Here is a 26,637-nt window from a genome sequence, read left to right as displayed (position 1 = left end):
ATGCACATCGGTATCGATGTCGGCGGCACCAACACCGACGCCGTGCTCATGGACGGCACCACCACCCTGGCGGCCGTCAAGCACGCGACCACCCCGGACGTGACCGACGGGATCGTCCAGGCGATCGGCGAACTGCGGAGCGGACACCACTTCGACGGTGAGCAGATCACCGCGGTGATGATCGGCACGACGCACTTCATCAACGCCCTCGTGCAGGCCAAGCGGCTCGCACCCACCGCGGCGCTGCGGCTCGGGCTCCCGGCGACCCGCGCACTGCCGCCGCTCGTCGACTGGCCGGCGGAGCTCGTCGAGGCGATCAGCGCACGCAGCTACCTCGCGCACGGCGGCTACGAGTTCGACGGACGCCCCATCTCGCCGATCGACCCCGACGAGCTGCGGGCACACGCCGAGGACATGCGCGCGAACGGCATCCGCTCGGTCGCGATCTCCTCCGTCTTCAGCCCCGTCAACCACGACCTCGAGGTCGAGGCGGCGCGGATCGTCGGCGAGGTCCTCGGCCCGGACGTCGCCATCTCGCTCTCGCACGAGATCGGGCGCATCGGCCTTCTGGAGCGCGAGAACGCGACGATCATCAACGCAGCCCTGCGCGAGCTCGCGTCGGAGATCGTCGACGGCCTGACCGCCGCCGTCCGGAAGCAGGGCATCGAGGCGCCCATCTTCCTCAGCCAGAACGACGGCACGCTCATGGACGAGGACTACGTGCGCCTCTACCCCGTCGCGACGTTCGCGTCCGGCCCCACCAACTCGATGCGCGGGGCGGCACTCACGAGCGGACTCGCGACGTGCGCGGTCGTCGACATCGGCGGCACCACGGCGGACATCGGCCTGCTCATCAACGGCTTCCCCCGCGAGACGGCGAACGAGGTCAAGGTCGCCGGCATCCGTACCAACTTCCGCATGCCCGACGTCCTGTCGATCGGCATCGGCGGCGGCAGCATCGTCGACGAGGAGACCGCCGAGGTCGGCCCGGCATCCGTCGGGTACAAGCTCATGACCGAGGCCCTCGTCTTCGGCGGCAGCACCCTCACGGCGACGGACATCGCCGTGGCCGCCGGTCGCGCGTCGATCGGTGACGCCTCGAAGGTCGCCCACCTCGACCCGGTCTTCGTGGAGCGCGTCCTCGAGCGGATCGGCGAACGCATCGCCGAGGCCGTCGACCGCATGCGCACCTCTCCAGAGCCGATCCCCGTGGTGGCGGTCGGCGGCGGGTCGATCCTGCTCTCAGACGAACTCCCCATCTTCGGCGCCGTCCACCGGCCCGACAACTACGCCGTGGCGAACGCCATCGGTGCTTCCATCGCGCAGGTCGGGGGCGAGATCGACAAGGTCTACGCCATCGAACCCGGCCGACGTGAGGAGGCGATCGCCGAGGTCCGTGCCGAGGCGATCGACAAGGCGATCGCGGCCGGCGCCTCCCCCGCGTCGGTCGCGATCGTCGATTTCGACGAGGTCCCGATCCCCTATCTCCCCGGGAACGCCACGCGCATCCGGGTGAAGGCCGTCGGCGACCTCGACATGGGAGGCCTCCGATGAGCTGGACCATCTCGGCCGAGCTCATTCCCGGCCTCGCCCGCGGTGCGGCCGTCCTCGGGACCGGCGGCGGCGGCGACCCGTACATCGGCGCGCTCCTCGCCGCGCAGGCACTCCGCGAGCACGGCGACGTCACCGTCGTCACCCTCGACGAGGTCCCCGACGACGCGCTCGTCCTCACCGTCGCGATGATGGGCGCCCCGACCGTCATGGTTGAGAAGCTGCCGAGCCTCACCGAGGTCGTCGCACCGGTCCACGCCCTCAGTGCTTCTCTCGGTCGCCCGGTCACGCACATCGCGTGCGCCGAGGTCGGCGGTGTGAACTCGACCATCCCGATCGCCGCAGCCGCAGCGCTTGGACTCCCCCTCATCGACGCCGACGGGATGGGGCGGGCCTTCCCCGAGCTGCAGATGGTGCTCCCGACCCTGTACGGCATCGACGCCTCCCCGCTCGCGTTCAGCGACGAGAAGGGCAACACCGGCGTCCTCACGACCGTCGACAACAGCTGGACCGAACGCATCGCCCGCGTGGCCTGTGTCGAGATGGGCTGCTCGGTCATGATCTCCGGCTTCCCGATGTCCGGCGCGCAGGCCCGCGAGGCGCTCGTCGCCGACTCGCTGTCGCTGTGCCGCGAGATCGGCGACGGCATCGAGGCGGCCCGAGCCGAGAAGGCCGACCCCGTGGAGCGGACCGTGCAGCTGCTCGGCGGTCGCGAACTGTTCTCCGGTAAGGTCGTCGACGTCGAGCGCGCGACCACCACCGGGTTCGCCCGCGGTCGCGCCCGGATCGACGGCGTCGACGCGAGCCTCGAGCTGTCGTTCCAGAACGAGCACCTCATGGCCGCGCTCGACGGCGTCACCCTCGTGACCACGCCCGACCTCATCATGGTGCTCGAGCACGACTCCGGCGAGCCCATCACCACCGAGGGGCTCCGCTACGGACAGCGTGTCCGCGTGATCTCGGCACCGAGCGACGACCGCTGGCACAGTCCTGAGGCGCTGGCGATGGTCGGGCCGGGGTACTTCGGGTACGAGGTGCACTCGCACCGCTTCGACGGCACGGCCGAGACGCCTGCGCCGGACGGGCCGGAGGTCGCCGCATGAGCTGGACGCTGACCGCGGACGACCTGCCCGACCTCGCTCGAGGCGCCACCCTCCTCGGGACCGGCGGCGGAGGTGACCCGTACATCGGCATGATGCTCGTGAAGCAGGTGCTCGGCGACCGCTCCATCACGATCCTCGACCCCGACGACCTCGCCGACGACCTCTTCGTCATCCCCACCGCGCAGATGGGCGCTCCAACGGTCATGGTCGAGAAGATCCCGGCCGGGTTCGAACCGACACTCGCCCTGCGGACACTGGAGGAGCACCTCGGGCGCACCGCCGACGCGACCATGCCGATCGAGTGCGGTGGCATCAACTCGATGATCCCGCTCATCGTGGCCGCCGAGACCGGGCTGCCGGTCGTCGACGCCGACGGCATGGGCCGGGCCTTCCCGGAGCTCTCCATGGAGACCTTCGCGGTGTACGGCGTGCACGGTTCGCCGCTCGCCATCGCCGGGGAACGCGGCGAGCGCGTGATCATCGACACCGGCGACGACGACCGACAGATGGAGTGGTTGGCGCGCGGCATCGCGATCCGCCTCGGCGGCGTCGCGCACATCGCCGAGTACGCGATGAGCGGGGCGGACGTGCATCGCACCGCGGTGCCGCGGACGATCTCGATGGCGCTGGCCCTCGGCCGGGCGATCCGGGTCGCGCGCGAGGAGCACCGTTCACCGTTCGCCGCCATCACCGACACGCTCTCCACGACGCTTTACTCCCACGTGCGGGAGCTGTTCGTCGGGAAGGTGGCCGACGTGGAGCGTCGCACCACCGAGGGCTTCGCCAAGGGCACGGCCGTCATCTGGTCGGCCGACCCGTCGAGCTCCGAACGCCTCGAGATCTCGTTCCAGAACGAGAACCTCATCGCCCGGTGGAACGGCGAGGTCGTCGCGATCGTGCCGGACCTCATCTGCATCGTCGACCACGAGACCGCCGAGCCGATCACCACGGAGGGCCTCCGCTACGGCCAACGCGTGCGGGTCCTCGGGATCTCGACGCCGGCACTCATGCGCACGCCGGACGCACTGCGCGCCTTCGGGCCGACCGCGTTCGGGCTGACGGAGCCGTTCGTCCCGGTGGAGGGCGAGGCAGCGGCTGCGGAAGCCGCGGATGCGTTCGCCAGGGCGACGAAGGACGCTGTCAGGAACAACGGTTGATCGGCAGCAGCCGCTACATGCGTCCCTACTTTGAGGCATGGCCAGACCCGTCGGCAATTCGCCAACGGCCCGTTGGCGCATTGCCCTGGGGCCATGTGATCGAAATCCTCGGCAAACTCGACGACCCGGCGAAGCACGACTGGTGCGCGGCCACAGACGTGCATGACCACTACGGCCGATCCGTGCTGGCAGACCAGATCACGAAGCGTCTCCACGAGCGGGAGACGGCAGCTCCGACCAGCTTCTCAAGCACCAGGGACTCCCGAGCCTAGGCTGAGGGCATGCCGACCCTCCTCGAGCGCGATCGCCTCCCCGCCCTGGCGACGGGGTTCGCGATCCTGGGCTCGGGAGGTGGCGGCGCGACGACGATGCTCGAGCTGGCGCTCCGGGACGAGCGCGCCTGGCCGTTCGACCTCCACAGCGTCGACGACCTCGACCCGGAGACCCCGTGTCTCGCCGTCGGCTTCGTCGGTTCCACGATGCTGCTCAGCGAGCGCCTGCCCGGCACGGATCCGTTCGGGCGGCTGATCGGGGCCGCGGAGCGCTGGCTCGGACACCGCATCCCGGCCATCTGTTCGTTGGAGGGTGGCGGGGTCAACGGGCTGACCCCCTTCGCGTTCGCCGCGGGGCGGACCATCGTCGACGCTGATCTGACCGGACGTGCCGTCCCCTCGCTCGACCAGATGTCGATCCTCGTGGACGAGGTCCCAGGCATCGTCGTCACCTGCGACACCGGTGCCGGCGGGGTCGCCCTCGTCGAGACCGAGCGTGCTCTCGACATCGAACGCGTCGTCCGCGCGGCGATCGTGCAGGCCGGCGGCAGCGGCGGCATGGTGTTCGCTGGCTTCACCGTCGGCGACCTCCGCGCGCACGCCATCGTCGGGAACGCCGCCCGGGCACTCGAGCTGGGCGGGGCGTTCCTCGCACGGATCGACGGCCCGCTGACCGCCCTGGCCGAGTCGCTGGGTGGACGGCTCCTCGCGGAGGGACGGGTCAACAGCATCGAGCCGGACTCCCGGGACCCGCACGTGCTCACCTTCGGGATCGACGGGAGCAGTGGTGCGCTGCACCGTCTCGTCGCCCGCTCCGAGACGCTCGCGTTCATGACCGACGGACGACTCGAAGCCGCCGCGCCGGACCTCATCGTCGTGGTCGACGCCGTCTCGCGGGACATCCTCGAGGTCACGGCGATCTCGATGGCGAGACACGTCGCCGTCATCCGGGTCGACGGTCCGGACTGGTGGTCCGGCTCCCCGGAACGACTCCGCCATGTGCTCCCGTCCGCCTACGGCCTGGACGAGCTCGACGAGATCCGGACCGACGAGGTCACGGCATGAGCGATCGCCTGCAGTTGGGCGCGCTCCTCGCGCACCCCGACAACGGCGGCGTGCGGCTCGTCGCCGGCCCGGCCGACGCCAACTGGGCCGGCGTGGTGGTCGAGACGAACGAGGCGGCTCTCCCCGAGGAGGGGGCCGGCCGACTCGCCGTGGTGACCGGAGCCCCACCCACGAGGCCATGGCAGCAGGACGCACTCGTCCGCCGCACCCGGGATCGCGGCTTCCTCGCCCTGGCGATCCCGGAGGCCGACGGCTTCGGCGCGGGGACGCGCGCGCTCGCCGACCGACTCGGCTTCTCGCTCCTGCACGTCGACCGACCGATGCTGCTCGCGAAGGCGTGCTGGCAGCTCGTCGAGGCCCGCGATTCCCTGACCCTCGGGTACGTCCGCAAGGTCGCGCAGTCCATCGAGTACCACGCCGAGGGACTGGCCGACCTCCTCCGCCACCTCTCGACGAGCATCGGCCACGGGATCGCCCTCATCGACAGTGAGGGCGTCCTGCTCGAGGCCGGCGGGCGGTTGCCGTCCGAGGTGCACGCGGCGATCGACTTCGGCCCCTGGGTCGACCTGACGAAGGCCGGGCGCGGCGCGGCGGCATCGGTCCGGGTGGACAGCCCGAGCCGGGAGGGCCTCCGGGTCGCGTTCTTCGGGGACGGCCTCGACGACCGACAACTGAGTGCGCTCGCAGTCGCCGCCGAGGTCGCCATGCCCGCCGTCGCGGCGCGGATCCTCATCGACGAGGTCGCCGAGGTCAGTGACGCGTCCGTGTCGTCCGGCGTCCTGCGGGACTTCGTGGACCTCCGAGGCCGCCCCGATCCCGACGTCGAACGCCGCATGCTCGAGCGGGGCTGGCGGACGACCGGCTACCACCTCGCGTTCCGCATCGTCGGCCGGAGCCGGGTGGACGCCCTGCAACTCCTCCGCTTCGTGACCGGCGCACTCGGGCGGATCGCCGTGGACTCCCACGCGACGACGAGCGGGCGCGGGGTGAGCGGTTGGCTGACGTTCGCCGAACCGCCGGAGCCACCGCAGGTCGAGCGGTACATCGCCGCCCTCCGCGACCTGCACGTCGAGGCGCGACGCTCGTTCAACGTCGCGACGGCCGTCGGATCGCTGGCGAGCGGATCGGCGGGCCTGACGTCGTCACTCGGGGAGGCGTCCGACGCGGTGCGCATCGCCGCGAACCGGTCCACGACGGGCTGGTTCGTGCGGGTGGACGGCCTCGGCCTGGAACAGCTCCTGCTCGCCTGGACCGACAACGACACCTTCGTCCCGGCGGCGCGGTCGCTCCTCGCACCGTTGCAGACCGGCAACGGTGAACTGCTGACGACACTGTCCGCCTACCTCGACCACGAGTCCGCGGTCGCACCGACGGCCGCCGCGCTCGGGTTGCACCGCAACACCGTCGCGACGCGGATCACCCGCGCGCAGGAGCTCCTCGGCGTCGACATGACCGATCCCGAGGTGCGCCTCGCGCTCCATCTCGCCTGCCGCGCCGTGCGGTGAGCGTGGGTCGCTGAGTCGCCCTGGTCACTGAGCTTGTCGAAGTGCCGCCCTTCGACAAGCTGAGGGACCGAAAACCGTTCGACACACCTTCCCCGGTCACTGAGCCGCCCCCGGTCACTGAGCCTGTCGAAGTGCACACGGACAACCCCGCCCTTCGACAAGCTCAGGGACCGGAAAGGGAGCTCAGGGACCGAAACCCGTTCGAGACACCTTCCCCGGTCACTGAGCCTGTCGAAGTGCACACGGACAACCCAGCCCTTCGACAAGCTCAGGGACCGGAAAGGGAGCTGAGGGACCGAAAACCGTTCGAGACACCTTCCCCGGTCACTGAGCCTGTCGAAGTGCACACGGACAACCCCGCCCTTCGACAAGCTCAGGGACCGGAAAGGAAACTCAGGGACCGGAAAGGAAACTCAGGGACCGGAAAGGGAGCTCAGGGACCGGAAGGGGACCTCAGCGGCTCAGACCGCCGTCGCGGTGAACTGCATCCGCGGGTTCGCGTAGAACTCCTGCGCCTCGACGAGCTGCAGCTCCCGCTGGCCCGAGCGGTACGTGAGCTCGACGAGGTCGAACACACTCGACGCCGTGCGCTCCAGGGCGAGCTTCGCGTCGCGGGTCTCGCCGTAGTGTGCGGCGAACAGGGCGGCCGTGACGTCGCCGGAACCGTTCGCCTTGAACGGCAGCAACGGCGTCTGGACGATCCACCGACCGGCGTCGTCCACGACGAGCATCTCGATCGTCTCGGGGTCGCGGTCGGGACGCTCGACGCTCGTCACCAGGACGACCGACGGGCCCATCGCGCGCGCCAGTTCGACCGACGCCAACGTGGACTCGAGCGAAGCGGGCTCGGTGCCCGTGAGGAAGCCCAGCTCGAACTGGTTCGGCGTGATGATGTCGGCGTTCGGCACGACGCGGTCGCGCAGCAGGTCGGGGATCTCCGGGGCGACGAAGCACCCGGACTTCGCGTTGCCCATGACCGGATCGCACGCGTACAGCGCGTCGGGGTTCGCCGCCTTGACCCGCTGCACCGCGTCCACGATGACGTCGCCGATGCCGACGCCGCCCTGGTAGCCCGAGAGCACGACGTCGATCTGCGGGAACGCACCGCGCTCCTCGACACCGGTGATGACCTCGCCGACCTGCTCGGGCGAGATGAGCGGCCCGCGCCACGCGCCGTACCCGGTGTGGTTCGAGAAGTTCACCGTGTTGACCGGGATCACCTCGACGCCGATGCGCTGGAGGGGGAACACGGCCGCGGAGTTGCCGACGTGCCCGTAGGCCACGGCTGACTGGATGGAGAGGATCTTCACGATGTCGCAATCACGATGGGGAGGCCGCCGCGGACACTGCGTTCGTGGCGGGCATGGACGGTGCCTGCAAGGACTCAACGATACTCTTCCGCCGCCTACAGAACCCACGTGCCGCGTCAACCCGTGAGCGGGATCCCCCTCGTCCGCGTCTCCGCTCCTATGCTGATCGGATGACGACTCCTGAGAGCACGACCACGCCGAGCGACACCACGGCGACCAAGACCGCCGCCGTCATCTACAACCCCGTGAAGGTCGACCTCGACGCACTCCGGGAGTCGGTCGACCGCTCCGCCGCCGATGCTGGCTGGGGCGAGTCGCTCTGGTTCGAGACGAGCATCGACGACGTCGGCCAGGGCGTCACCGCCGAGGCGATCGCTGCGAAGGTCGACCTCGTCATCGCGGCCGGCGGCGACGGCACGGTCCGCGCTGTCTCAGAGGCCTTGCGGGGCAGCGGGATCCCCCTCGCGCTCCTCCCCTCCGGCACCGGCAACCTGCTCGCCCGCAACCTGAGTCTCACCCTGAACGACCTCCCGGGCTCCGTCGTCACGGCGTTCACCGGCGACGACAAGCCCATCGACCTCGGCGTCATCGATATCGAGCGCGCCGACCACTCGCGCGACCGCCACGTGTTCGTCGTCATGGCCGGCATGGGCATCGACGCGAAGATGATCAAGAACACCGACGACGACCTCAAGGCGAAGGCCGGTTGGGCCGCCTACGTCGACGCGATCGTGAAGTCGCTGCGCGACCCCGACGAACTGCACCTGCGGTTCCGCATCGACGACGAGCCGCAGACCCGCGCGACCGTCCACACCGTCATCATCGGCAACTGCGGTTCGCTGCCGGCCAACATCCTGCTGCTGCCGGACGCGGTCGTCGACGACGGCCTGTTCGACCTCATGTTCATGCGCCCCGGCGGGATCCTCGGGTGGATCCGCATCTGGGCGAAGGTCGCCTGGGTGAACGGCGTCCTCCGTCGCACGAAGGCGGGCAAGGCCCTCGCCGGCAAGCAGAAGGACGACGGCGACCTCCGGTACGGCACCGCGAAGCGCTTCGTCGCCCGGATGTCGAAGCCGGAGGAGATCGAACTCGACGGCGACGGCTTCGGCAAGGCCATTGCGATCAACACCTGGATCGAGCCGGGTGCCCTCACCGTCCGCGTTCCGGCTGCGGCGGAGTAGCTCGGGCGCCCTCAGCTCACCGATGTGCGTGGGGTGACCCGGCGGGCCCAGAGCAGCACGGGGATCAGCAGGAGGGCGAGCACGCCGCCCGCGATCGACAGCGCACCGTAACCGACCCCCGCCATCACGACGCCGGACATGACACCGGCTCCGGCACCGGCGAGCGCGATGAGGACGTCGAGCGTGCCCTGGGTGCGTGCCCGGTTGGCGGGCACGGTGTGGTCGACGACCAGCGCGGTGCCCGCGATGAGCCCGAAGTTCCAGCCGAGTCCGAGGAGGGCGAGCGCCAGGATGAGCAGGCCGAGCGAGTCCGCCGGTGCGAGTGCTCCCGTGACACCGGCGAGCAGGAGGGTCACGCCGGCGGCGATCGCCATCGGCGTGCGGCCGATGCGGTCGACCAGGACGCCGGTCACGAGCGAGGGGAGGTACATCGCGGCGATGTGGATCCCGATCACGAGCCCGACCTCGCCGAGGCCGTGGTGGTGGGCGCGCATGTGCACCGGGGTCATGGTCATCACCGCCACCATGGCGATCTGCGTGACCACCATGACCGCGGCGCCGACGTAGGCGCCGACGCCGGGACGCGGGCGTGCGGCGGTCGTCGGCGATGTCTGCTTCGACCCCACCTGCTCCGCAGCGGTCCGCTCCACCTCCAGCTGCGCGAGCTCGGCGTCGAGACGGCGGGCGAGGAGGAACGGGTCGGGTCGGAGCAGCACGAGGAACGCCGTCCCGGCCGCGAGGTAGGCGACCGCGGCGAGGAGGAACGGCCCGGCGAGCGACGGCAGCCCGAGGCCGGTCGCGAACGATCCCAGCGGCTCGACGAGGTTGGGTCCGGCGACAGCGCCGAGCGTGGTCGACACCATCGCGACGCTGATCGCCGAACCACGTCGGGCCGGGGTCGCGAGATCGGTGCCGGCGTAGCGCGCCTGGAGGTTCGTGGCCGTGCCAGCGCCGTAGACGAACAGCGACAGGAAGAGGAGCGGCACCAGGGCGGTGGTGGCGGCCACGACCACACCGATCGCGCCGACGCCACCCGCCGCGAATCCGAGTCCGAGCCCGATGCGCCGGCCGAGCCGCTGGGTGACGCGCCCGACGAGGAAGGCGGTGAGCGCGGAGCCGAGGGTCAGGAGCGCGGCTGCGACGCCCGCGAGGCTCATGCTGCCGAGGACGTCCTGCACGAGGAGCGCCCCGACCGTCACCCCGGCGGCGAGACCGGCGCCGCCGAGGACCTGGCTGATGACGACGACCGTGAGCGTCCGCCGCTGCACGCGGGCGCGCTCGGCGGCGATCACAGCTCTGGCGTCGGTCTCCCGGGAATCGCTCTCGCCGCGCGCGCTCATGCTCCGACCGTCAGCGTCGCGTGGAGATGCGACCGTAGGCGTCGACCGTCACGATGAGCGACTCGACCTTGCGGTTCACGACGCGGATGATCACGACGATGAGCCAGAGCCCGCCGGTGATGAGCGTCAGGATCAGGTTCCAGAACCAGCCGATGCGCTTCTGTCGCTGCAGCACGGCCTGCTGGCCCTGCACCGACGACACCGTCCAACCGCGCGCGGCGTAGCGGGCGACTTCGGCGTTCAGGACGGCGGTGAGCTGCTCCATCGGGAGCGGAGTGGAGGAGGACATGCCTCGAATCTACCCGTCGCGGGCACCGGGCCACTGAGCCCAACACCGTCGGTCCCTGAGCCGCACACCATCGGTCCCTGAGCCGCACACCATCGGTCCCTGAGCCTGTCGAAGGGCGCCCCGGCTCCCTACGGCCGACCCCTGAGCCCAACACCGTCGGTCCCTGAGCCCGACACCACCGGTCCCTGAGCTTGTCGAAGGGCGCTCTACGATCGATGTATGCGCATCCGTCTCGCCGAACCTGCCGACCTGCCTGGCGTCCTCGCCATCCACACCGACGCCGTCGCGAACGGTGTCGCGATCTGGACCGAGGTCACACCCGACCTCGCCGAGCGCGAGGCATGGCTCGCCCGCCACCAGGAGCCGGGCCGGGTCGCGCTCGTCGCCATCGCCGACGGCCCCGACGACGCGCTCCCCGAGGGTGAGGTCCTCGCCTACGGCAGCTACGGCCCGTACGCCGCGAAGGACGGGTACCGCCACACCGTCGAGAACTCCGTGTACGTGCACCCGGACGCACAGGGGCGCGGCCTCGGCAAGGCGCTCATGGTCGAGCTGCTGGAACGCGCCACGGCCGACGGCCACCACGTCATGCTCGCCCTCATCGAGGCCGAGAACACCGCATCGATCGCCCTGCACACGAAGCTCGGGTTCGAGCAGGTCGGCCTGCTGCCGGAAGTCGGGACGAAGTTCGGCCGCTGGCTCGACCTCGCCATCCTGCGCCGCACGCTCGCCTGAGCCCTCCCGCCGGTTCACAACTCCTGCTCGCGTCGGTCGCACGTTCGCAGATCGGCTCAGCCCCGGCGTGCCGCTGCGCTCCCGCGACGAACTGCAGGAGTTGTGAACCGGCGGGACGCTCGGCGAGGCGTCCTGCCGGCTGAGGAGCTCGGACCGGATGCTCTGCGCACAACTCCTGCTGGTCGGTCAGAACACCGCCCAGGAGCATCCCGGCCCCGGGTACGCGCCCGGGATGCAGGAGTTACGAGCCGGAGACGGGACCCGAGACGACCACCCGGGCGACCGCACCCGCACCGAGGTCCACGGTGTGCGGCTCGGACGCGCCGGTCAGGACGACCCGGACCGGTGTCTCGCCGAGGTTCCCGAGGATCACGACGGTCTCGCCGGCGCCATCGACGGCGGCGATCGCGGTCACACCCGCCGGCGAGACGGGCGACCCGGCGCCGGGCGACACCCCGCCGATCTCGACCGCGACGCGCTGCCGTCCGCTGAGCTCGGCGATCCACCCGAGCGCCCGGCCCGCAGCCGTCAGCGGCCCGTCGGCCGCGACGAGCCCACGCGGTCCGGTCGCCTCGAAGTACGACAGCGACTCGACACCGGAGACGGCCAGGGCCGCGACACTGCCGACGACCCAGGCGCCGAGCGCCTCAGCCGACTGCCGCTCGTCCGTCGCGCCGGGCACGTGCTCCGCGCCGAAGCCCGCGCGGAGTTCCGCGTCACGGGAGTCACCCGCGCTCGCCCGCGTGGTGGCGACCGCGTTGTAGCGGGCGCCGAGTGTGACCGGCCCGACGTGCAGCGGGCGGCCGTCGGCGATCCTGACAGCGTCCGCCACGACGACGGCCTGCATGCCGAGCGACTCGACGAGCTGGTGCCCGCCGCGGTCGTGCATGAACGGCGTGATGCTGAACGCCACGGGGCCCGCCCAGCGCTCGAGACGCGCGTGGTTGCGGTTGAGCTCCGTGAAGTGCGCGCGCGTGCCGCCGACGAGCTCGGGATGCGGCGTCGGGCTCTCGCCCCACAGGGCCTGCAGGACGTCGCCGAGCGCGGTCAGCAGCGTGACCTCGGAGAGGTGGGTACGGCGATGGAACGCCCCGACGCGCACGACGGGCACGGCCGCCTCGCGGAGCCGTCGCAGCACCGGCTCGGCCTCCTCACCCGTCCCGAGCACGAGTCGGAGGTCGAGGGGCCTGGTGCCGGCCTGGCGCACGGCGCGGTCGAGGATGGCCGGCCAGTCCGGGTTCGTCGGGTCGATCTCCACGAAGATCCCGGCGATCGGGTCCGGGACCACCGCACCAGCGCGTCCACCGTCGGGGTCGCTCGACACCGAGGTCGAGATCGTGGGGACGACGCTGTCGAGTGGCGCGCCGATCCGCCCGTCGACAGACTCCAGGACCGGGTCTTCTCCGTGCACCGCGACCTCCGTCTCGGGCACGACGGTCACGGCGAGCGGCGTCGCCAGTGGGGCCTCGGCGCGCTCGGCAGCGTCGACCCGCGCACAGGAGACCTCGACGGACTGCTCCACGACGTCACCGACCGTCAGCGCCACGGGGAACGGCAACGAGAGCGGCGTCGAGTAGGTCTTGAACGAGGCGTCGGTCCAGTTGCGCTGGTCCTCCATCTCGAAGACGTCACCGCTGAAGCGGGCCGTGGTCGCGATGCGGTCGCCGGTCCAGGCGAGGGACTCGATGCGGATCGCCGGCTGATGCGGAGCGACGTGCTCCGGAAGGAGGGTCGTCGTCGTGGACCCCTCCGGGTGGCCGACGACGAGCTCGGTGCCGGCGAGGGCCGGTGACTGCAGCACGATGAGGCCGATGCGCGCGCGACGGAACGCGGCGGTCACCTCGGCCCGGACGGCGACCCGCAGCGTCGACGCTCCGAGGTCGACCGACAGCGACCAGGCGACGGTCTCGCCGTCGTCGCCGACCCGGCCGCGCAGGGCCAGGCCGCTCGTCGTGTGGTCGACCGCGTCGACGATGACGGGCAGCGTCTTCCAGTCCTGGTCGCGGACGACGAAGCGGATGCTGCGCAGCACGAGCTCGCCGTCGAAGGCGATGTCGTCCAGCTCGGAGCCGCGGAGCGAGGCCGACCAGGGCCCCCGTCCGACGGCGAGGGCGTCGCGCTCGCGGTCGAGCAGCAGGTCGGATGCGACGCGGAAGGTGGTTCCCGAACGCGAGGTCATGATCGTCGGCTCAGAGGCTCGTCATGCCGCCGTCGACCCGGAAGGTCGCTCCGGTGGCGAAGCTCGACTCGTCGCTGGCGAGGTACACCATGATGCCCTCGACGTCCGAGGCCTGGCCGGGACGACCGAGCGGGATGCGCCCGACGATCGCGGCGCGGGACTCGGGGTCGCCGGAGATCGCGGTGACGAGCGGGGTCTCCGTGTAGCCGGGGACGACGGTGTTCACGCGGATCCCCTGATCGGCGTAGGCCGCGGCGACGGTCCGGCCGAGGCCGTGGATCCCGGCCTTCGTGGAGCTGTACGCCGTGAAGTCGGCGCCCTCGCCGTTGAGACCGGTCGGGCTGCCCGTGAGGATGATCGAGCCGCCCCGGCCGAGCATGGCGCGGACGGCGTGCTTCGTCGTGAGGAAGGTGCCGGTGAGGTTGATGTCGACCGTGCGCTGCCAGACCTCGAGGTCGAGGTCGGCGATCTTCGCGTCCTGGCCGAAGAGCTGTACGCCGGCGTTCGCGACGACGACGTCCGGGGTCTTGCCTGCTGCGTCCATGACCGCGAAGGCGGCCTCGACGCTCGCTTCGTCGGCGATGTCGAGTCGCACGGCGATGGCGGTCGGGAAGGGTGCCGCCGCATCGCGGGCGGCCTGGATGTCGCGGTCGGAGAAGACGACGGCGGCGTCCTCTCGCGCGAACCGTTCGGCGACCGAGCGTCCGATCCCCGATCCGGCACCCGTCACGAGCGCGGTCTTTCCTGCAAGTCGTCCAGTCATCGTCGCCTGTCTCTCGTGCGGTGTTGCGGGGGTGGTGTCGCGGGTGTCGCAGTGGCTGTCGCGGGTGGTGCATCGGATCGTCTGCAGCCTATCCGGCACAACCGGTTGACCGCATGTGGCGTTCGCAATTCAGGACGGCCGCGGCGCGCTGACCCGGATCGGGGGTGGAGCGGGCCGACGCGCCGGGCACGTCCTGAACTGCGAACAGTTCGGGAAGTGGGTTACCGCTCGATCTTGTCGAGGTGGAGCATGGCGGCGAGGTTCTTGTCGAGCTCGTCGTCCTGGAAGACCTTCTTCCAGTCGTCCTTGATGATCGCGCTGCGTCCGTAGTCCATCGCGATGAGGCACGCGTCGGAGAACGGGTTGTCGCCCTTGAGCGAGTTCGCGAGGGCGACCTGCGTGTGGCCGAGGAGGATCGCACGAGCGGCCGGCTCCGGCACGCCCATCGTGTTGACGGCCTCGTCGAGCGACTCCTTGAGGAGCGCACCGATCATGCAGGCGATCGTCTCCACGAGGGTCGGCTCGAGCTGCGCGAGCTGCTTGACCGTGACCCAGTGGACCTCGCCGACCGGGGCGAAGATCGCCCGGACGACGGCCTCGACCTGCGCCTGCTTCTCAGCGTCGTCGGACTCGATCGCCGCGATGGCGTCCTGGAGGGCGGCGATGCCACCGAAGGTGTCCGCGTACTCCTCGGGCGTGTGGCGCTCGACGAAGACGGAGGGGTGGCAGGGGTGCGTGACGGCCTGGATGACGTCGTCGCGACGCGTCAGCAGACCCGCGTACGCGGCGGCCGGGTCGAGCGTGAGGAGCACGGCGCCCGACTTCATGAGCGGGACGACGCCGGCGGACACGGCCTTCAGGGCGAGGTCCGGGACGGCGAGGATGACGACGTCGGCGTCGGTGACGGCCGCGTCGGTCTCGGTGAGCTCGCGACCGGCCTCGGTCACGCGCTCCTGGCCGGCGGGCGAGACCTCGCTGTAGAAGACGGTGTGGCTGGTCTTCACGAGGTTGTTGGAGACGCGCATGCCCATCTTGCCGCCTGCGCCGATGACGGCGATGGTGAGCTGGTCCGCGACGGTGGTGGTGTCGGTCATGATCTTCCTTCTCTCAGGTACTGCAGGTTGTGTGCGGTCCACGTGCGCTCGAGCTCGATCGTCTCCGTGATGGAGTCGCCGAGCGGGAGCCAGTGTTCGATGATCTGGTTGACACCGCGCTCGTCCGGTCGGACGACGGCGGTGAGGGCGGGGTAGTCGAGCAGGCCGGTGCCGAGCGGGGCGCCCTCGAGGGTGAAGCCGACCCAGCCGCCCCGGCGGGTGAACGCGAAGTCCTTGACGTGGATGTTCCGGACGTACGGAGCGGTGCGCTCGATGACGTCACTCGGGTGCTCGAGCCGGGCCACGGTGTTGGCGGGGTCGAGGCAGATGCCGAGGTTCGCGTGGTCGACGGCGGTCACGAGGTCGACGAGCTCCTGCGTTGACAGCTGCTCGTAGGTCTCGAGCGCGATCGTCACGCCGGCCGCTTCGAACGCCGGGAGCACCGCGCGGAGTCGATCGACGGCGTCCGCGTGGGACGGCCGGTCGTCGCCGGACGTGACCATGCTGCGGAGGAGCTTCGCGCCCAGCACGGTGGCGATGTGGAGGAAGCGTTCGAGGTGCGCGACCGCGATCCCCTTCGTCCCGAGTTCGAGGGTGACCCCGCGCTCGCGGGCGACCTCGGCGATCTGGCGCAGCTCATCGTCGGACATCGACTCGATGCGGGCGTCGTCGCAGATCTGGAAGAGCTCGACGCCGGCCTCGGCCGTGCGCTCGATCATGCCGATGACGCTCAAGCGCTCGGGTGCGAGCTCGGAGCCCTCCCAGAAGAAGGTGTAGGTGCCGAAGCCGATCATGCGCGGGCCGCCTCGTCGAGCACGGCCTCGAGCGCCGCGACGTCGTGGGCGAAGCGTCCGAGGAACACGCCGTCGACGTCGTCACCGAGGGCGGTCAGCAGACCGGGACCCGCACTGCCGCCGTAGATCACGGAGCTGCCGACCCGGTCGGGCCGCTCTGCGATCGATTGCTTCAGGATCGCGCCGACGGCTCGCACGTACTCGGCAGACGCGGGTTCAGCCGCACCGATCGCCCACACGGGCTCGTAGGCGACGATGACCGGTCCCGCCACGGCATCCGCGAGCGCAGAGTCCAGCTGGCGCACGCACTCCGTCGCAGCCGCCTCGGGCGTCGTGCGCTCGACCTCGCCGATGCAGAGGACCGGCGAGAGGCCGTTGCGGAGGGCCGCGGCGGTCTTCTCGGCGACGACCTCGTCGGTCTCGCCGAAGAGGGAGCGGCGCTCCGCGTGGCCGACCTCGACCACGGCGACGCCGACCTCGGCGAGCTCGGGGCCGCCGACCTCACCGGTGAACGCACCACGGTCCGCGCTCGCGAGGTCCTGTGCTCCGACCAGCACGCCCGTCCCGGCGAGGGCCGCCACCGAGGGCACGACCGCGAGGTAGCCGGGGATGACGAACAGTCGCACGCGACCATCGACCACGGCCTCGTGCCGACGGGCCAAGGCGCCCACCTGCTCGATCCACTCGAGGGTCTGCGCGTGGCCGAAGTACATCTTCAGGCTCACGCCGACCACGCGGGGCGCGGTAGACGCAGGCACGGCCGACGGGGACGGGGTGGTCATCAGCAGGAGCCCGTCGCCTCGTACTCACCGATGACGGCGACCTTCTCGGCGCTCGCGCTGGTCTCGTCGAAGCGGTAGGTGAGCCACTCGCGGACGAGGCGGCGGGCGAGCTCGATGCCGATGACGCGCTGGCCCATCGTCAGGACCTGCGCGTTGTTGCTGAGGACACCGCGCTCGACGGAGAAGCTGTCGTGTGCCGTGACGGCGCGGATACCGGCGACCTTGTTGGCGGCGATCGCGACGCCCAGACCGGTGCCGCAGAAGAGGAGCGCGCGGTCGGCCTGGCCGGACGCGACGAGCTCCGCGGCGGCGATCGCGACCCGCGGGTAGGCGGTGTGGCCATCGGCGTCCACGCCCACGTCGACGAGCGAGGCGACGCCGTCGTGCTGCTCGAGGTCGCGCTTGACGATCTCCTTGTAGTCGAACCCGGCGTCATCCGAGCCGATGACGATGCGCAGCTGATCGGTCATGCGTGTACTCCTTCGTTGGTGGTGGTGCTGGTGGAGCCGTCCGGTGCAGTGGTGCCGCCGGCGCGCTCGAGGACGGGGACGATCGCCGTGACGATCAGGCCGAACGAGTAGGCACCGGCGTCGACGGTACCGAGACTCTTCTCGGCGTGCGGTCGGGCGCGGCCCATCTTCGGCAGGAGGTCCGCGGTCTCAGCGGCAGCGGTGGAGGCAGCCGCAGCGGCGGTCGTCCAGGCGGTGACGAGGTCGGAACCGTCGGCGACGGCTGCACTCAGGGTGGTGGTGAACGGCACGAGCGCGTCGACCATCGTCTTCTGTCCGACCTCGGCCTTGCCGAACGACATGATGCCGTCGACCGCGGCCTGCACGCCGGTCGCGACGTCGGTGCGGCCTGGTGCGACCTCGTCGCCGAGGGCGGTTCCGACCGAGCGGAGCGCGAGGCCCCACAGGGCGCCGGAGGTGCCGCCAGCGCGGTCCGCCCAGGCGTCGCCGGCCAGGTGCAGGACGGTGTGGGCACCGGCCCCGGCATCGGCGGCGGCGTGCGCGGCGGTGACGGCGGCACGAGCACCGCGCTGCATGCCGATGCCGTGGTCGCCGTCACCCGCGACGGCGTCGATCCGTCCGAGCTCCTCGACGTTCGTGTCGATGACCTGGACGAGCGCGTCGAGGGCCTCGACCACGACCGCGGCGGCGGCCCGGGACGCGTCGGTGGACTCGGGGATCTCGGCAGCCGTCTCGGCGACGAGCTCCGAGGGGTCGAGCTGCTCGGCCGCTGCGACGACGCCCTTGCGGTAGGCGGGGGTGTCGGCACCGGCAGCCCAGAAGCCCTCGAGCTCCTCGTCCAACCAGAAGAGCGTGAGCGAGACGCCGGCCATGTCGAAGCTCGTGACGAGCTCGCCGACCTCGGGATCGACGATCTCCACCCCTGCGGCCTCGAGCTGCGCCGCGACCGCACGGTAGACGACGAACAGTTCCTCGTACTTCACGGAGCCGAGCCCGTTGAGGATGACGCCGACGCGAGCGCCCGTGGCTTCGGAGACACCCTCGGGCAGTTCCGCGAGCAGCGAGGAGACGAGCAGGGTGGCGAGTTCATCGGCCGTCGGCACGTCGGTCTCGTCGATGCCGGGCTCGCCGTGGATGCCCATGCCGACCGCCATGCGACCCTCGGGCACGGTGAACAGCGGCTCGGTCGCGCCCGGCAGGGTGCAGCCACTGAACGCGACGCCGAAGGATCGGGTGCGCTCGTTCGCGTGGGTGGCGACGCGGACGACCTCGTCGAGGTCGTAGCCCGCCTCGGCCGCGGCGGCAGCGGACTTGAAGACGGTGAGGTCGCCCGCGATACCGCGACGCTTGTGCTTCTCGGCGAGGGGCGCGCTCGAGATGTCGTCGGTGACGGCGACGCTGCGGGTGGGGATGCCCGCCGCGTTCAGCGCGTCCTGCGCCTGGGTGAAGTGGAGCACGTCGCCCGCGTAGTTGCCGTAGCTCAGGAGGACGCCGCCGCCACGCTGCGCCGCCTTCGCGACCGACTCGACCTGGTGGGCGGACGGCGACGCGAACAGGTTGCCCATCGCCGCGCCATGAGCGAGGCCCTGGCCGACGATGCCGCCGAACGCCGGGTAGTGGCCGGAGCCTCCGCCGATGACGAGCGCGACCGTGCCCTCGGGCGTCCGGGTGCTCCGGACGACGCCACCGGTCACGCGCCGGACCTGGTTGCGGTTCGCGGCGACGAAGCCGTCGATCATCTCGTCGGCGAAGTCCGCCGGATCGTTGAAGAGGCGTGTCATCGGGTCTTACCCGTGAGGTCGTCGTGCGAGACGCGCAGCTCGCGAGAGCTCCGCTGCTTCGAGAGGATCACCATGAGCGTCGCGGAGATCATCATGAAGCCACCGACGATGAACATCGGGACGACGTACTGCGGGGTGTCGCCGACCTTGGTGAGGTCCGCGACGGCACCGGTGATGTACGGCGCCGAGAACCCGGCGAGGTTGCCGACCGTGTTGATGAGCGCGATGCCGGCAGCCGCTGCCGCACCGGTGAGGAACTGCGTGGGCAGCGTCCAGAAGTTGGGCAGCGCGGCGAAGATCGCCATGGCGGTGACCGCGATGATCGCGATGGTGAGGGCGGGCGAGTTGGCGAAGAGCGCGAGCGGGATGCTCACGGCGCCGACGATCGCGGGGATCACGATGTGCCAGGTCTTCAGGCCACGACGCGTCGCGTCACGAGACCAGAAGTACAGGGCGATGGCGGCCGGCACGTACGGGATCGCCGTGATGAGGCCCTTCTGCATGACGTTGAACTCGGTCCCGAACGTCTCCTGGAAGCCCTCGATGATCGTGGGGAGGAAGAAGCCGAGCGCGTAGAGGCCGTAGATGAAGCCGAAGTAGATGAACGCGAGCATCCAGACGCGACCGCTCGTGAACGCGTGCTTGAGGCTGACGTGGCCCTGCTTCTGCTCGGTGGTGGCCTTCTCGTGCGCGAGGGCCGCCGTGAGCCAGACCTGCTCCTCGGTGGTGAGCCACTTGGCGTCCGCGGGGCGGTCCTTCAGGTAGAACCAGGCGATGACGCCGATGAGGATGGCCGGGAGCCCGACGCCGAGGAACATGAACCGCCAGCCCTCGAGGCCGAAGAACACGCCGTGCTGGCCGATGAGCCATCCGGCGAGGGGTGCGCCGATGACGGTGGTGAGCGGCTGCGCCAGGTAGAAGAGGGCGAGGATCTTGCTGCGGTGCTTGGCCGGGACCCAGAGGCTCAGGAAGAGGATCGCGCCGGGGAAGAAGCCGGCTTCGGCCACACCGAGCACGAAGCGGAGGATCGCGAGCTGCTCGAAGTTGGCGACCCAGGTGAACAGGACCGCGACGATGCCCCAGGTGACCATGATGCGGGCGAGCCAGCGGCGGGCACCGAACTTGTTGAGCGCGAGGTTGCTGGGCACCTCGAGCAGGATGTAGCCGATGAAGAAGACGCCGGACGCGAAGCCGAACTGGGCGGCGGAGAGCGCGAGGTCCTCGTTCATGCCGTTGGGGGCGGCGAACCCGATCGCGGTGCGGTCCAGGTAGTTGATGAAGAACATCAGCGCCACGAACGGCACGAGACGGATCGAGACCTTCCGGATGGCTGATCGCTCGACAGCCGGATTGGCCGCGGGGGCGGTGGTGTCCACTATGACTCCTCGGGTGGGCGGCATCGATGCCGCGGGCAGGGCGTGGTCCGGGCCGGACCGGAATGAACGATACATCAACCGGTTGACCAATTCAAGCATCGCTGGTCCCCCGAGCACCCCTCCCGGTCCCTGAAGCACCCCACCCGGTCCCTGAAGCACCCCACCCGGTCCCTGAAGCACCCCTCCCGGTCCCTGAGCTTGTCGAAGGGCCGCGATACAGTGAACCCATGCCTGCGTTCCCGGATCGGCCGACCGACGACATCTCGTCCAGCCTCGGACCGGTCGCCGTGGGATCCGCCGTCTCCGCCGTCGCGAAGCGCTTGCTCGACCACTTCACGAGCGGTGAGATCGCCCCGGGGACCCGCCTCCCACCGGAACGTCAGCTCGCCGCGTCCCTCGGCATCGGGCGCTCAGCCGTCCGAGAGGCACTCGCGGCGCTCGAGATCCTCGGCGTCGTCGACGTCCGCCCGGGCAGCGGCACCTACCTCCGCGGCAGTGTCTCCGAGCTCCTCCCCGAGACACTCAGCTGGGGCCTCATGCTCGGCGAACCACGGACCCGCGAACTCATCGAGGTGCGCGGGCAGCTCGAGGTCTTCGCCGCCGGCCTCGCCGCGACGCGCATGGACGACATGGCACGCAACCGGCTCCGCAACCACCTCACCGCGATGAGCGAGGCGGGTGCCAACCGCACCAAGTTCATCGAAGCCGACCTCAAGTTCCACTTGGAGCTCGCCTCGGCCACCGGGAACCGCGTGCTGTCCGACCTCCTGCAGAGCATCCGCTCGCTCCTCCGCATCTGGGTGGAGCGCGGCATCCACGAGGACGTCGACGCACAGCGCGCCTTCGAGGAGCACGAGGCCGTTTACGAGGCGATCATGTCGGGCGACCCCGCCGCGGCCACGGCAGCGATGCAGCACCACATGGACACCGCGACCGAGCGCCTCAACCGCACCCTCACGGCGTAGCACTTCGACAGGCTCAGTGACCGGGGTTCGGCTCAGTGACCGGGGTTCGGCTCAGTGACCGGGGTTCGGTTCAGTGACCGGGGTTCGGCTCAGTGACCGGGGTTCGGTTCAGTGACCGGGGTTCGGCTCAGTGACCGGGGTTCGGCTCAGAGACTGGATCCCGTCCGGGGCCGCACTTCGACAAGCTCAGTGACCGGAGGGGGCTACTCAGTGACCGGGGTTCGGCTCAGTGACCGGGTCCGGTCCCTGAGCTTGTCGAAGGGCGCTCAGGCGCGGATCGCTCCGACGACCGCGTCCACCGCGGCCTCCACCGCCCGCGTCCGCGCATCGGCGTCCTCGCCCTCCGAGTCGTGGACGAAGGTCGTCACGCCGCGGCGAGCGCCGCAGAAGTCGACGATGCCGTGTTCGAGCTGCGTCCGCATCGCCTGCTCGTAGCCGTGGCGGTCGTACACCCCGGCGTCGTCACCAGCGATCGGCACGAGGTGCACGCGCAGGCGGTCGAGCTTCCGGACGATCCCGCCGTCCGCTTCGAGGCCGAACGCCCAGCCGTTGACGAACACGCGGTCGAACCAACCCTTGAGGAGTGCGGGCGCCGACCACCAGTACACCGGGAAGACGAGCACGAGGTCGGTGGCCCGGTCGAGCCGCTCCTGCTCGGCGGCCACGTCCGGGGTGAAGTCACCGCCGACGCGGTAGGTGTGACGGTCGGCGAGCGTGTACCGCGGGTCGAAGCCCTCCGCAGCCAGGTCCGCGACCTCGACGCTGGTCGAGTCCGAGGTCGATCGCAGCTCCTGGGCAAGCCGCTGGGCGAGGTGATGGGTGAGGGAGTCGGGGTCGGGATGGGTGGTCACGATGAGCGTCGGCACACTCCATCATCGCGGGTATCCACGTTCTACACTCGTCCCATGGGGAGGATCCGAGAGCGCTGGCGACCATCCGGGATCATCACCATCGCCGTGATCTCACTGCTCGGCCTCGGGGTGATCGCCGTCGCCGTCATCGCCATGATCACGGAACTCTGGGGGCAGCCGCTGTTCGACACGACCGGTGTCGCTCGCCCCAAACCGGTGTGGATGGCATGGATCGGCGCCGTCGTCGCCATCCTCGGAGGGGCCTCACTCTTCCTCACCGGCACCGGCTACCTCATCCGGGTCGCACGAGGGCTCGTACCGCGAGTACCTCCGACCCGCGAGGACAGGGACGTCCGGAGGCTCCGTCGCAAACGGGAGTATGACGCGCGCAAGCATGCTCGACGCACGGCACGTGACCGGGTCGCGCAGGCCCCTCCGCAGGATGACCGGGGTCCGTCCGCCGACTGATGCCGACGGCGCGGCGAGCGCCCTACAGTTGTCGGAATGAGCGGATGGACATGGCAGGCGTGGGTCGGACTCGTCGGCGGCACGCTGATCTTCTTCGCCGTCCTCGGCCCGATCCTGCTCGTGCAGCTCCGTCGCTACGGCCAGATGTCGCTCCCCCGGGTGATCGGCGCTGCGGCGGTCAGTGTCTACGCGGTGGCCCTCGTGGCGTACACGCTGCTGCCGCTGCCGGACGAGCGCGCGAACTGCAGCACGGCCCACGGAGCACTCGAGCTGATCCCGGGGCACTCGATCGGGGACATCGCACGGGAGACCGCCGGGCTCTCCGTCCTGAGCACCCTGACGAGCCACGCGTTCCTCCAGGTCGTCCTGAACGTGATCCTGTTCATCCCGTTCGGCGCCATCGCGCGGCGGTACTGGAACCGCGGGCTCGGTGTCTCCATCCTGCTCGGGGCGCTCGTCTCCCTCCTGATCGAGTCGACGCAGTACACGGGCATCTGGGGCTTGTACGAATGCGCCTACCGGGTGGCCGACGTTGACGACGTGATCACGAACACGGCCGGTGCCGCGATCGGAGCACTCATCGCTCCGATCGTCCTCGGGTGGATGCCGAGCGCGCGAGCCCTTCGTGCCACTCGCGACCGGGCGCGACCCATCACCGTCTGGCGACGCTGGTTCGGCATGGTGCTCGACGCGTTCGCCGTGAACCTCTCGATCACGGTGCTGTCGCTCGTGTTCGTCGTCCCACGCGTCCTGCTCACGGGAGCGACCGGGACCGCCAACGACCCGACGCTGCCCGAGGTGCTCAGCATCGGCGCGGGCACGGTCGTCCTCGTCATCGTCCTGCCGGCGCTCATCGGGAGCGGGGCGTCGCTCGGGCAGCGCCTCGTCTGGCTCGCTCCGCAGTGGTCGGACGGCCGTGGATCGGCGGCCCGCCGCCTCTACCGCGGGTCCGTCGTGGCCCTGCCGTACATCGCCACGACGACCGCCGCGCAGATACCCGACGCCACCAGCGGCCTCACCCAGACGATCGTCGGGATCATCGGGATCCTCAGCTTCATCATCGTCACCACGGCCGTCGTCTCCGTCCCGTTCACCCGGCACCGCCGCGGCGTCTCGTACGTCTCCGTCGGCGCGGACCTGCGCGACGCCCGCACGACCACGCCGTAGCGCGACAGCAGGAGATCAACGCCGGAGCAGGACCCACTCGCTCGAAGGCGCCTGTCCCCAGGCGGATCTCCTGCTGCCGCGCCGGCCGCTCGGCGCCTAGAGCTCGGAGCCGAGGAGCCCCGACAGGAAGGCGTGGAGCTCGTCCGCCATGTCGACCGACTCCGGTGCGAGCAGCCACTGCACCTGCAGGCCGTCCATGAGCGCGAGGGTCATGAAGGCCGCGCTGGTGGTGGGGAAGTCGGCCCGCACCCGTCCTGCGGAGACGAGCAGCCCGAAGGTGCGCTCAAGCCGCCCGCGCGTGCCCTCGTAGCGCTCGACGAAGTAGTCGTGCGCCGGGTGGTCGGGCGACGTCGCCTCCGCCGAGAGCGTGCAGTAGAGCGCGACCACGCCGGGCACGGAAGCGTTGTAGCGGGCGAGTGCGACCAACCCCCGGAGCGTTTCGATCGGGTCATCGCCGTCCATCGGCACGAGCGTCGCCGAGAGGTCGTCGCGGTGGGAGAGCACGGCGGCGAGCAGCGCGCTCTTGTTCGGGAAGTGGTGCAGGAGTCCGGCCTCGCTCATCCCCACCTGCGCGGCCACCTCCCGAAGCGAACCCGCGCGGTATCCCCCGTTGGCGAAGACGGCGAGCGCGGCGTCGAGGATCGCGACGCGCTTCATACCGGTTTTCGCATATGCACCGCGGGGCTTCCCCTGCGGCTTGTTCCCGGTCTTGACCGATGTCATCGGACGACCTCCCCCTTCGGACGGCTTCACGATAGCGCGTTCCCCGTCGAACGCCGCGGCCTGGTCGTGATCCAACTGTGACATGGCCGAAAACAAAAAGCTAGTGACCACTCGGGTTTCATGCTAGCGTCCTCAATCACCAGCGATCCGATGAGGGATTGCTCACAGCGAATGGACAAAGATGTTCCGATGGAAGACGACCGCAGCCGTCGCGGTCACCGCTGCTGCACTCGTGCTCACCGGATGCTCCGGTAGCACCTCCGGCTCTGACAGCGGCTCCGGTGGCACCCTGATCCTGGGTGCGATCACTCCCCCCACCACGTTCGACCCGGCCGGCTCCGAGTGGGGCAACCGCTCGCCCTTCTACCAGGCCGTCTTCGACACCCTGCTCGTCGCCACCGCCGACGGCGAGATCGTCCCGTCGCTCGCGACCTCCTACGAGTACAACGACGACAACACCGTCCTGACGCTCAAGATCCGCGACGACGTCACCTTCACCGACAAGTCGAAGCTCACCGCCGACGTCGTCAAGCAGAACCTCGAGCGGTTCAAGACCGGCACCTCCCCCGACGCCGGATACTTCGCCGGGGTCGCCTCCGTCGCTGCCCCCGACGACACCACCGTGGTCATCACGCTGAGCGCGCCGGACCCGGCCATGCTCAACTACCTCACCCGTGACCCCGGCCTGATCGCCAGCGCGGAGTCGTTCGACAGCCCCGACCTCGCCACCAACCCCGTCGGCTCCGGACCGTACGTGCTCGACACGGCCGCGACCGTCACCGGCACGAGCTACAGCTACACCGCGAACCCCGACTACTGGAACAAGGACTGGCAGCACTACGACAAGCTGACCATCAACGTCCTCCAGGACGCGACCGCCGGCCTCAACGCCGTCAAGTCGGGCGAGGTCAACGGCATCAAGCTCGCCAACAACGACAACCTCGCTGAGGTCGAGGGCGCCGGCTGGACCGTCAACGCCAACGAGCTCGACTTCCAGGGCATGCTCCTCCTCGACCGCGCCGGCACGATGAACCCGGCGATCGCCGACGTCCGCGTCCGCCAGGCCATCAACTACGCGTTCGACCGCCCTGCCTTGCTCAAGGCGCTGCAGAACGACAACGGCACGGTCACGGGTCAGGTCTTCCCGGAGAACTCCCCCGCCTACGACAAGTCGCTCGACGACCGCTACGGCTACGACCCCGAGAAGGCCAAGGAGCTGCTCGCCGAGGCGGGTTACGCCGACGGCCTGACGCTCTCGATGCCCTCTTCCACCGTGCTCGGCGCCACCACCTACACGCTGATCTCGCAGCAGCTGGCCGACGTCGGGATCACCGCCGAGTACACGGACCCGGGCAACAACTTCATCGCCGACCTCCTGGCCCCGAAGTTCCCCGTCTCCTTCATGGCGCTGGAGCAGAACCCGGACTGGCAGCTCATCCAGTTCATGATCGCCCCGAACGCCGTCTTCAACCCCTTCAAGTACGACGACCCGAAGGTCGACGAGTACATCAAGCAGATCCAGTACGGCGATGAGGCGACGCAGGGCAAGGTCGCCAAGGAACTCAACGCCTACATCGTCGAGCAGGCCTGGTTCGCCCCCTTCTACCGGGTGCAGGGCAGCTTCGCGACGGACGCGAACACGACCGTCAAGATGATCCCGACGAACGCGTACCCGTCCATCTACGACATCCAGCCGAAGTAGTCCGCTGATCCCGG

Annotated in this window: 25 protein-coding genes; 12 read left to right on the top strand and 13 right to left on the bottom strand. The window is 70.2% G+C overall.

The genetic code is table 11. The features are described 5' to 3' along the window. Genes IFU11_RS11090 through IFU11_RS11065 form a run of 6 tightly spaced genes read left to right on the top strand, consistent with a single transcriptional unit; the run spans nt 1 to nt 6,653 of the window. Nucleotides 1-1,554: a hydantoinase/oxoprolinase N-terminal domain-containing protein gene (locus tag IFU11_RS11090; RefSeq protein ID WP_086472672.1), complete on the top strand. Its 1,554-nt coding sequence runs from the start codon at nt 1-3 to the stop codon at nt 1,552-1,554. Then, on the top strand, nt 1,551-2,654 hold the full coding sequence (locus IFU11_RS11085; RefSeq protein WP_192018985.1) for a DUF917 domain-containing protein: 1,104 nt from the start codon (nt 1,551-1,553) through the stop codon (nt 2,652-2,654). The genes IFU11_RS11090 and IFU11_RS11085 overlap by 4 nt, the downstream gene beginning before the upstream one ends. Further along, nucleotides 2,651-3,811: a DUF917 domain-containing protein gene (locus IFU11_RS11080; RefSeq protein WP_192018984.1), complete on the top strand. Its 1,161-nt coding sequence runs from the start codon at nt 2,651-2,653 to the stop codon at nt 3,809-3,811. Before IFU11_RS11085 ends, IFU11_RS11080 begins: the two co-directional genes overlap by 4 nt. A 17-nt stretch (nt 3,812-3,828) precedes the next feature. Beyond that, a complete protein-coding gene (locus tag IFU11_RS11075; protein ID WP_191941209.1) occupies nt 3,829-4,083 on the top strand; it encodes a DUF1016 N-terminal domain-containing protein in 255 nt (84 codons plus the stop codon). Between the two features lie 9 nt (nt 4,084-4,092). Continuing rightward, on the top strand, nt 4,093-5,148 hold the full coding sequence (locus IFU11_RS11070; protein ID WP_192018983.1) for a DUF917 domain-containing protein: 1,056 nt from the start codon (nt 4,093-4,095) through the stop codon (nt 5,146-5,148). Next, on the top strand, nt 5,145-6,653 hold the full coding sequence (locus IFU11_RS11065) for a PucR family transcriptional regulator (protein WP_192018982.1): 1,509 nt from the start codon (nt 5,145-5,147) through the stop codon (nt 6,651-6,653). Before IFU11_RS11070 ends, IFU11_RS11065 begins: the two co-directional genes overlap by 4 nt. Before the next feature lie 461 nt (nt 6,654-7,114). Here IFU11_RS11065 and pdxY read toward each other — a convergent pair whose 3' ends face one another. Next, nucleotides 7,115-7,963, bottom strand: coding sequence for a pyridoxal kinase PdxY (pdxY, locus tag IFU11_RS11060; protein ID WP_079704522.1), 849 nt, complete (start codon nt 7,961-7,963; stop codon nt 7,115-7,117). Between the two features lie 170 nt (nt 7,964-8,133). Here pdxY and IFU11_RS11055 point away from each other — a divergent pair, with 170 nt between their 5' ends. Further along, complete coding sequence (locus IFU11_RS11055) at nt 8,134-9,144, top strand: diacylglycerol/lipid kinase family protein (protein WP_192018981.1); 1,011 nt, start codon at nt 8,134-8,136, stop codon at nt 9,142-9,144. An 11-nt stretch (nt 9,145-9,155) separates the two neighbouring features. Here IFU11_RS11055 and IFU11_RS11050 read toward each other — a convergent pair whose 3' ends face one another. Continuing rightward, nucleotides 9,156-10,484 carry an MFS transporter gene (locus tag IFU11_RS11050; protein ID WP_192018980.1) on the bottom strand — a complete coding sequence of 443 codons (1,329 nt, stop codon included), beginning with the start codon at nt 10,482-10,484 and terminating at the stop codon, nt 9,156-9,158. Nucleotides 10,485-10,494: 10 nt separating this feature from the next. Further along, nucleotides 10,495-10,773: a hypothetical protein gene (locus IFU11_RS11045; protein WP_138945899.1), complete on the bottom strand. Its 279-nt coding sequence runs from the start codon at nt 10,771-10,773 to the stop codon at nt 10,495-10,497. 219 nt (nt 10,774-10,992) lie between these two features. On the opposite strand from IFU11_RS11045, the gene IFU11_RS11040 reads away from it, so the two are divergent. Then, the gene (locus IFU11_RS11040; RefSeq protein ID WP_192018979.1) at nt 10,993-11,508 is read left to right on the top strand and encodes a GNAT family N-acetyltransferase; all 516 of its coding nucleotides are present in this window, start codon (nt 10,993-10,995) and stop codon (nt 11,506-11,508) included. A 241-nt stretch (nt 11,509-11,749) separates the two neighbouring features. On the opposite strand, the gene IFU11_RS11035 is transcribed toward IFU11_RS11040, so the two are convergent. The 8 genes from IFU11_RS11035 to IFU11_RS11000 form a co-directional block, all read right to left on the bottom strand. Beyond that, nucleotides 11,750-13,687 (bottom strand): hypothetical protein, encoded by a 1,938-nt coding sequence (locus tag IFU11_RS11035; protein ID WP_192018978.1) that lies wholly within the window; start codon nt 13,685-13,687, stop codon nt 11,750-11,752. A 10-nt stretch (nt 13,688-13,697) separates the two neighbouring features. After that, the gene (locus tag IFU11_RS11030) at nt 13,698-14,450 is read right to left on the bottom strand and encodes an SDR family NAD(P)-dependent oxidoreductase (RefSeq protein WP_064295403.1); all 753 of its coding nucleotides are present in this window, start codon (nt 14,448-14,450) and stop codon (nt 13,698-13,700) included. 221 nt (nt 14,451-14,671) lie between these two features. Beyond that, nucleotides 14,672-15,544, bottom strand: a complete 873-nt coding sequence (locus IFU11_RS11025; RefSeq protein ID WP_079704514.1) for a phosphogluconate dehydrogenase C-terminal domain-containing protein — start codon at nt 15,542-15,544, stop codon at nt 14,672-14,674. Next, complete coding sequence (locus IFU11_RS11020) at nt 15,541-16,338, bottom strand: sugar phosphate isomerase/epimerase family protein (RefSeq protein WP_192018977.1); 798 nt, start codon at nt 16,336-16,338, stop codon at nt 15,541-15,543. Before IFU11_RS11020 ends, IFU11_RS11025 begins: the two co-directional genes overlap by 4 nt. Further along, on the bottom strand, nt 16,335-17,120 hold the full coding sequence (locus IFU11_RS11015) for a triose-phosphate isomerase family protein (RefSeq protein WP_192018976.1): 786 nt from the start codon (nt 17,118-17,120) through the stop codon (nt 16,335-16,337). The genes IFU11_RS11020 and IFU11_RS11015 overlap by 4 nt, the downstream gene beginning before the upstream one ends. Further along, nucleotides 17,120-17,590, bottom strand: coding sequence for a ribose-5-phosphate isomerase (locus IFU11_RS11010; protein WP_064295405.1), 471 nt, complete (start codon nt 17,588-17,590; stop codon nt 17,120-17,122). Before IFU11_RS11010 ends, IFU11_RS11015 begins: the two co-directional genes overlap by 1 nt. Then, nucleotides 17,587-19,371 carry a dihydroxyacetone kinase family protein gene (locus tag IFU11_RS11005; RefSeq protein ID WP_192018975.1) on the bottom strand — a complete coding sequence of 595 codons (1,785 nt, stop codon included), beginning with the start codon at nt 19,369-19,371 and terminating at the stop codon, nt 17,587-17,589. Before IFU11_RS11005 ends, IFU11_RS11010 begins: the two co-directional genes overlap by 4 nt. Further along, nucleotides 19,368-20,747 (bottom strand): MFS transporter, encoded by a 1,380-nt coding sequence (locus IFU11_RS11000; protein WP_229940051.1) that lies wholly within the window; start codon nt 20,745-20,747, stop codon nt 19,368-19,370. The genes IFU11_RS11005 and IFU11_RS11000 overlap by 4 nt, the downstream gene beginning before the upstream one ends. A gap of 227 nt (nt 20,748-20,974) precedes the next feature. Between IFU11_RS11000 and IFU11_RS10995 the strand changes: the two genes are divergently transcribed. Beyond that, nucleotides 20,975-21,712, top strand: a complete 738-nt coding sequence (locus IFU11_RS10995; protein ID WP_064295407.1) for a FadR/GntR family transcriptional regulator — start codon at nt 20,975-20,977, stop codon at nt 21,710-21,712. Nucleotides 21,713-21,978: 266 nt separating this feature from the next. Here the strand turns inward: IFU11_RS10995 and IFU11_RS10990 are convergent, their stop codons facing one another. Continuing rightward, nucleotides 21,979-22,578 carry an NAD(P)H-dependent oxidoreductase gene (locus tag IFU11_RS10990; protein WP_192018974.1) on the bottom strand — a complete coding sequence of 200 codons (600 nt, stop codon included), beginning with the start codon at nt 22,576-22,578 and terminating at the stop codon, nt 21,979-21,981. 39 nt (nt 22,579-22,617) lie between these two features. Between IFU11_RS10990 and IFU11_RS10985 the strand changes: the two genes are divergently transcribed. Then, nucleotides 22,618-23,031, top strand: a complete 414-nt coding sequence (locus tag IFU11_RS10985; protein ID WP_191940056.1) for a hypothetical protein — start codon at nt 22,618-22,620, stop codon at nt 23,029-23,031. Nucleotides 23,032-23,067: 36 nt separating this feature from the next. Beyond that, entirely contained in the window at nt 23,068-24,198 is a 1,131-nt protein-coding gene (locus IFU11_RS10980; protein WP_192018973.1) for a VanZ family protein, read from the top strand. 96 nt (nt 24,199-24,294) lie between these two features. Here IFU11_RS10980 and IFU11_RS10975 read toward each other — a convergent pair whose 3' ends face one another. Next, nucleotides 24,295-24,855, bottom strand: a complete 561-nt coding sequence (locus IFU11_RS10975; RefSeq protein WP_228501437.1) for a TetR/AcrR family transcriptional regulator — start codon at nt 24,853-24,855, stop codon at nt 24,295-24,297. Between the two features lie 247 nt (nt 24,856-25,102). On the opposite strand from IFU11_RS10975, the gene IFU11_RS10970 reads away from it, so the two are divergent. Next, nucleotides 25,103-26,623 (top strand): ABC transporter substrate-binding protein, encoded by a 1,521-nt coding sequence (locus tag IFU11_RS10970; protein WP_086472654.1) that lies wholly within the window; start codon nt 25,103-25,105, stop codon nt 26,621-26,623. The last annotated feature ends 14 nt before the right edge of the window (nt 26,624-26,637 follow it).

Origin of the sequence: Plantibacter sp. CFBP 8804 (assembly GCF_014841225.1) — a bacterium.
GTDB lineage: Bacteria > Actinomycetota > Actinomycetes > Actinomycetales > Microbacteriaceae > Plantibacter > Plantibacter auratus.
Note: the sequence above shows the minus strand (reverse complement) of the source record. Positions and strands in the feature narration are given on the sequence as shown.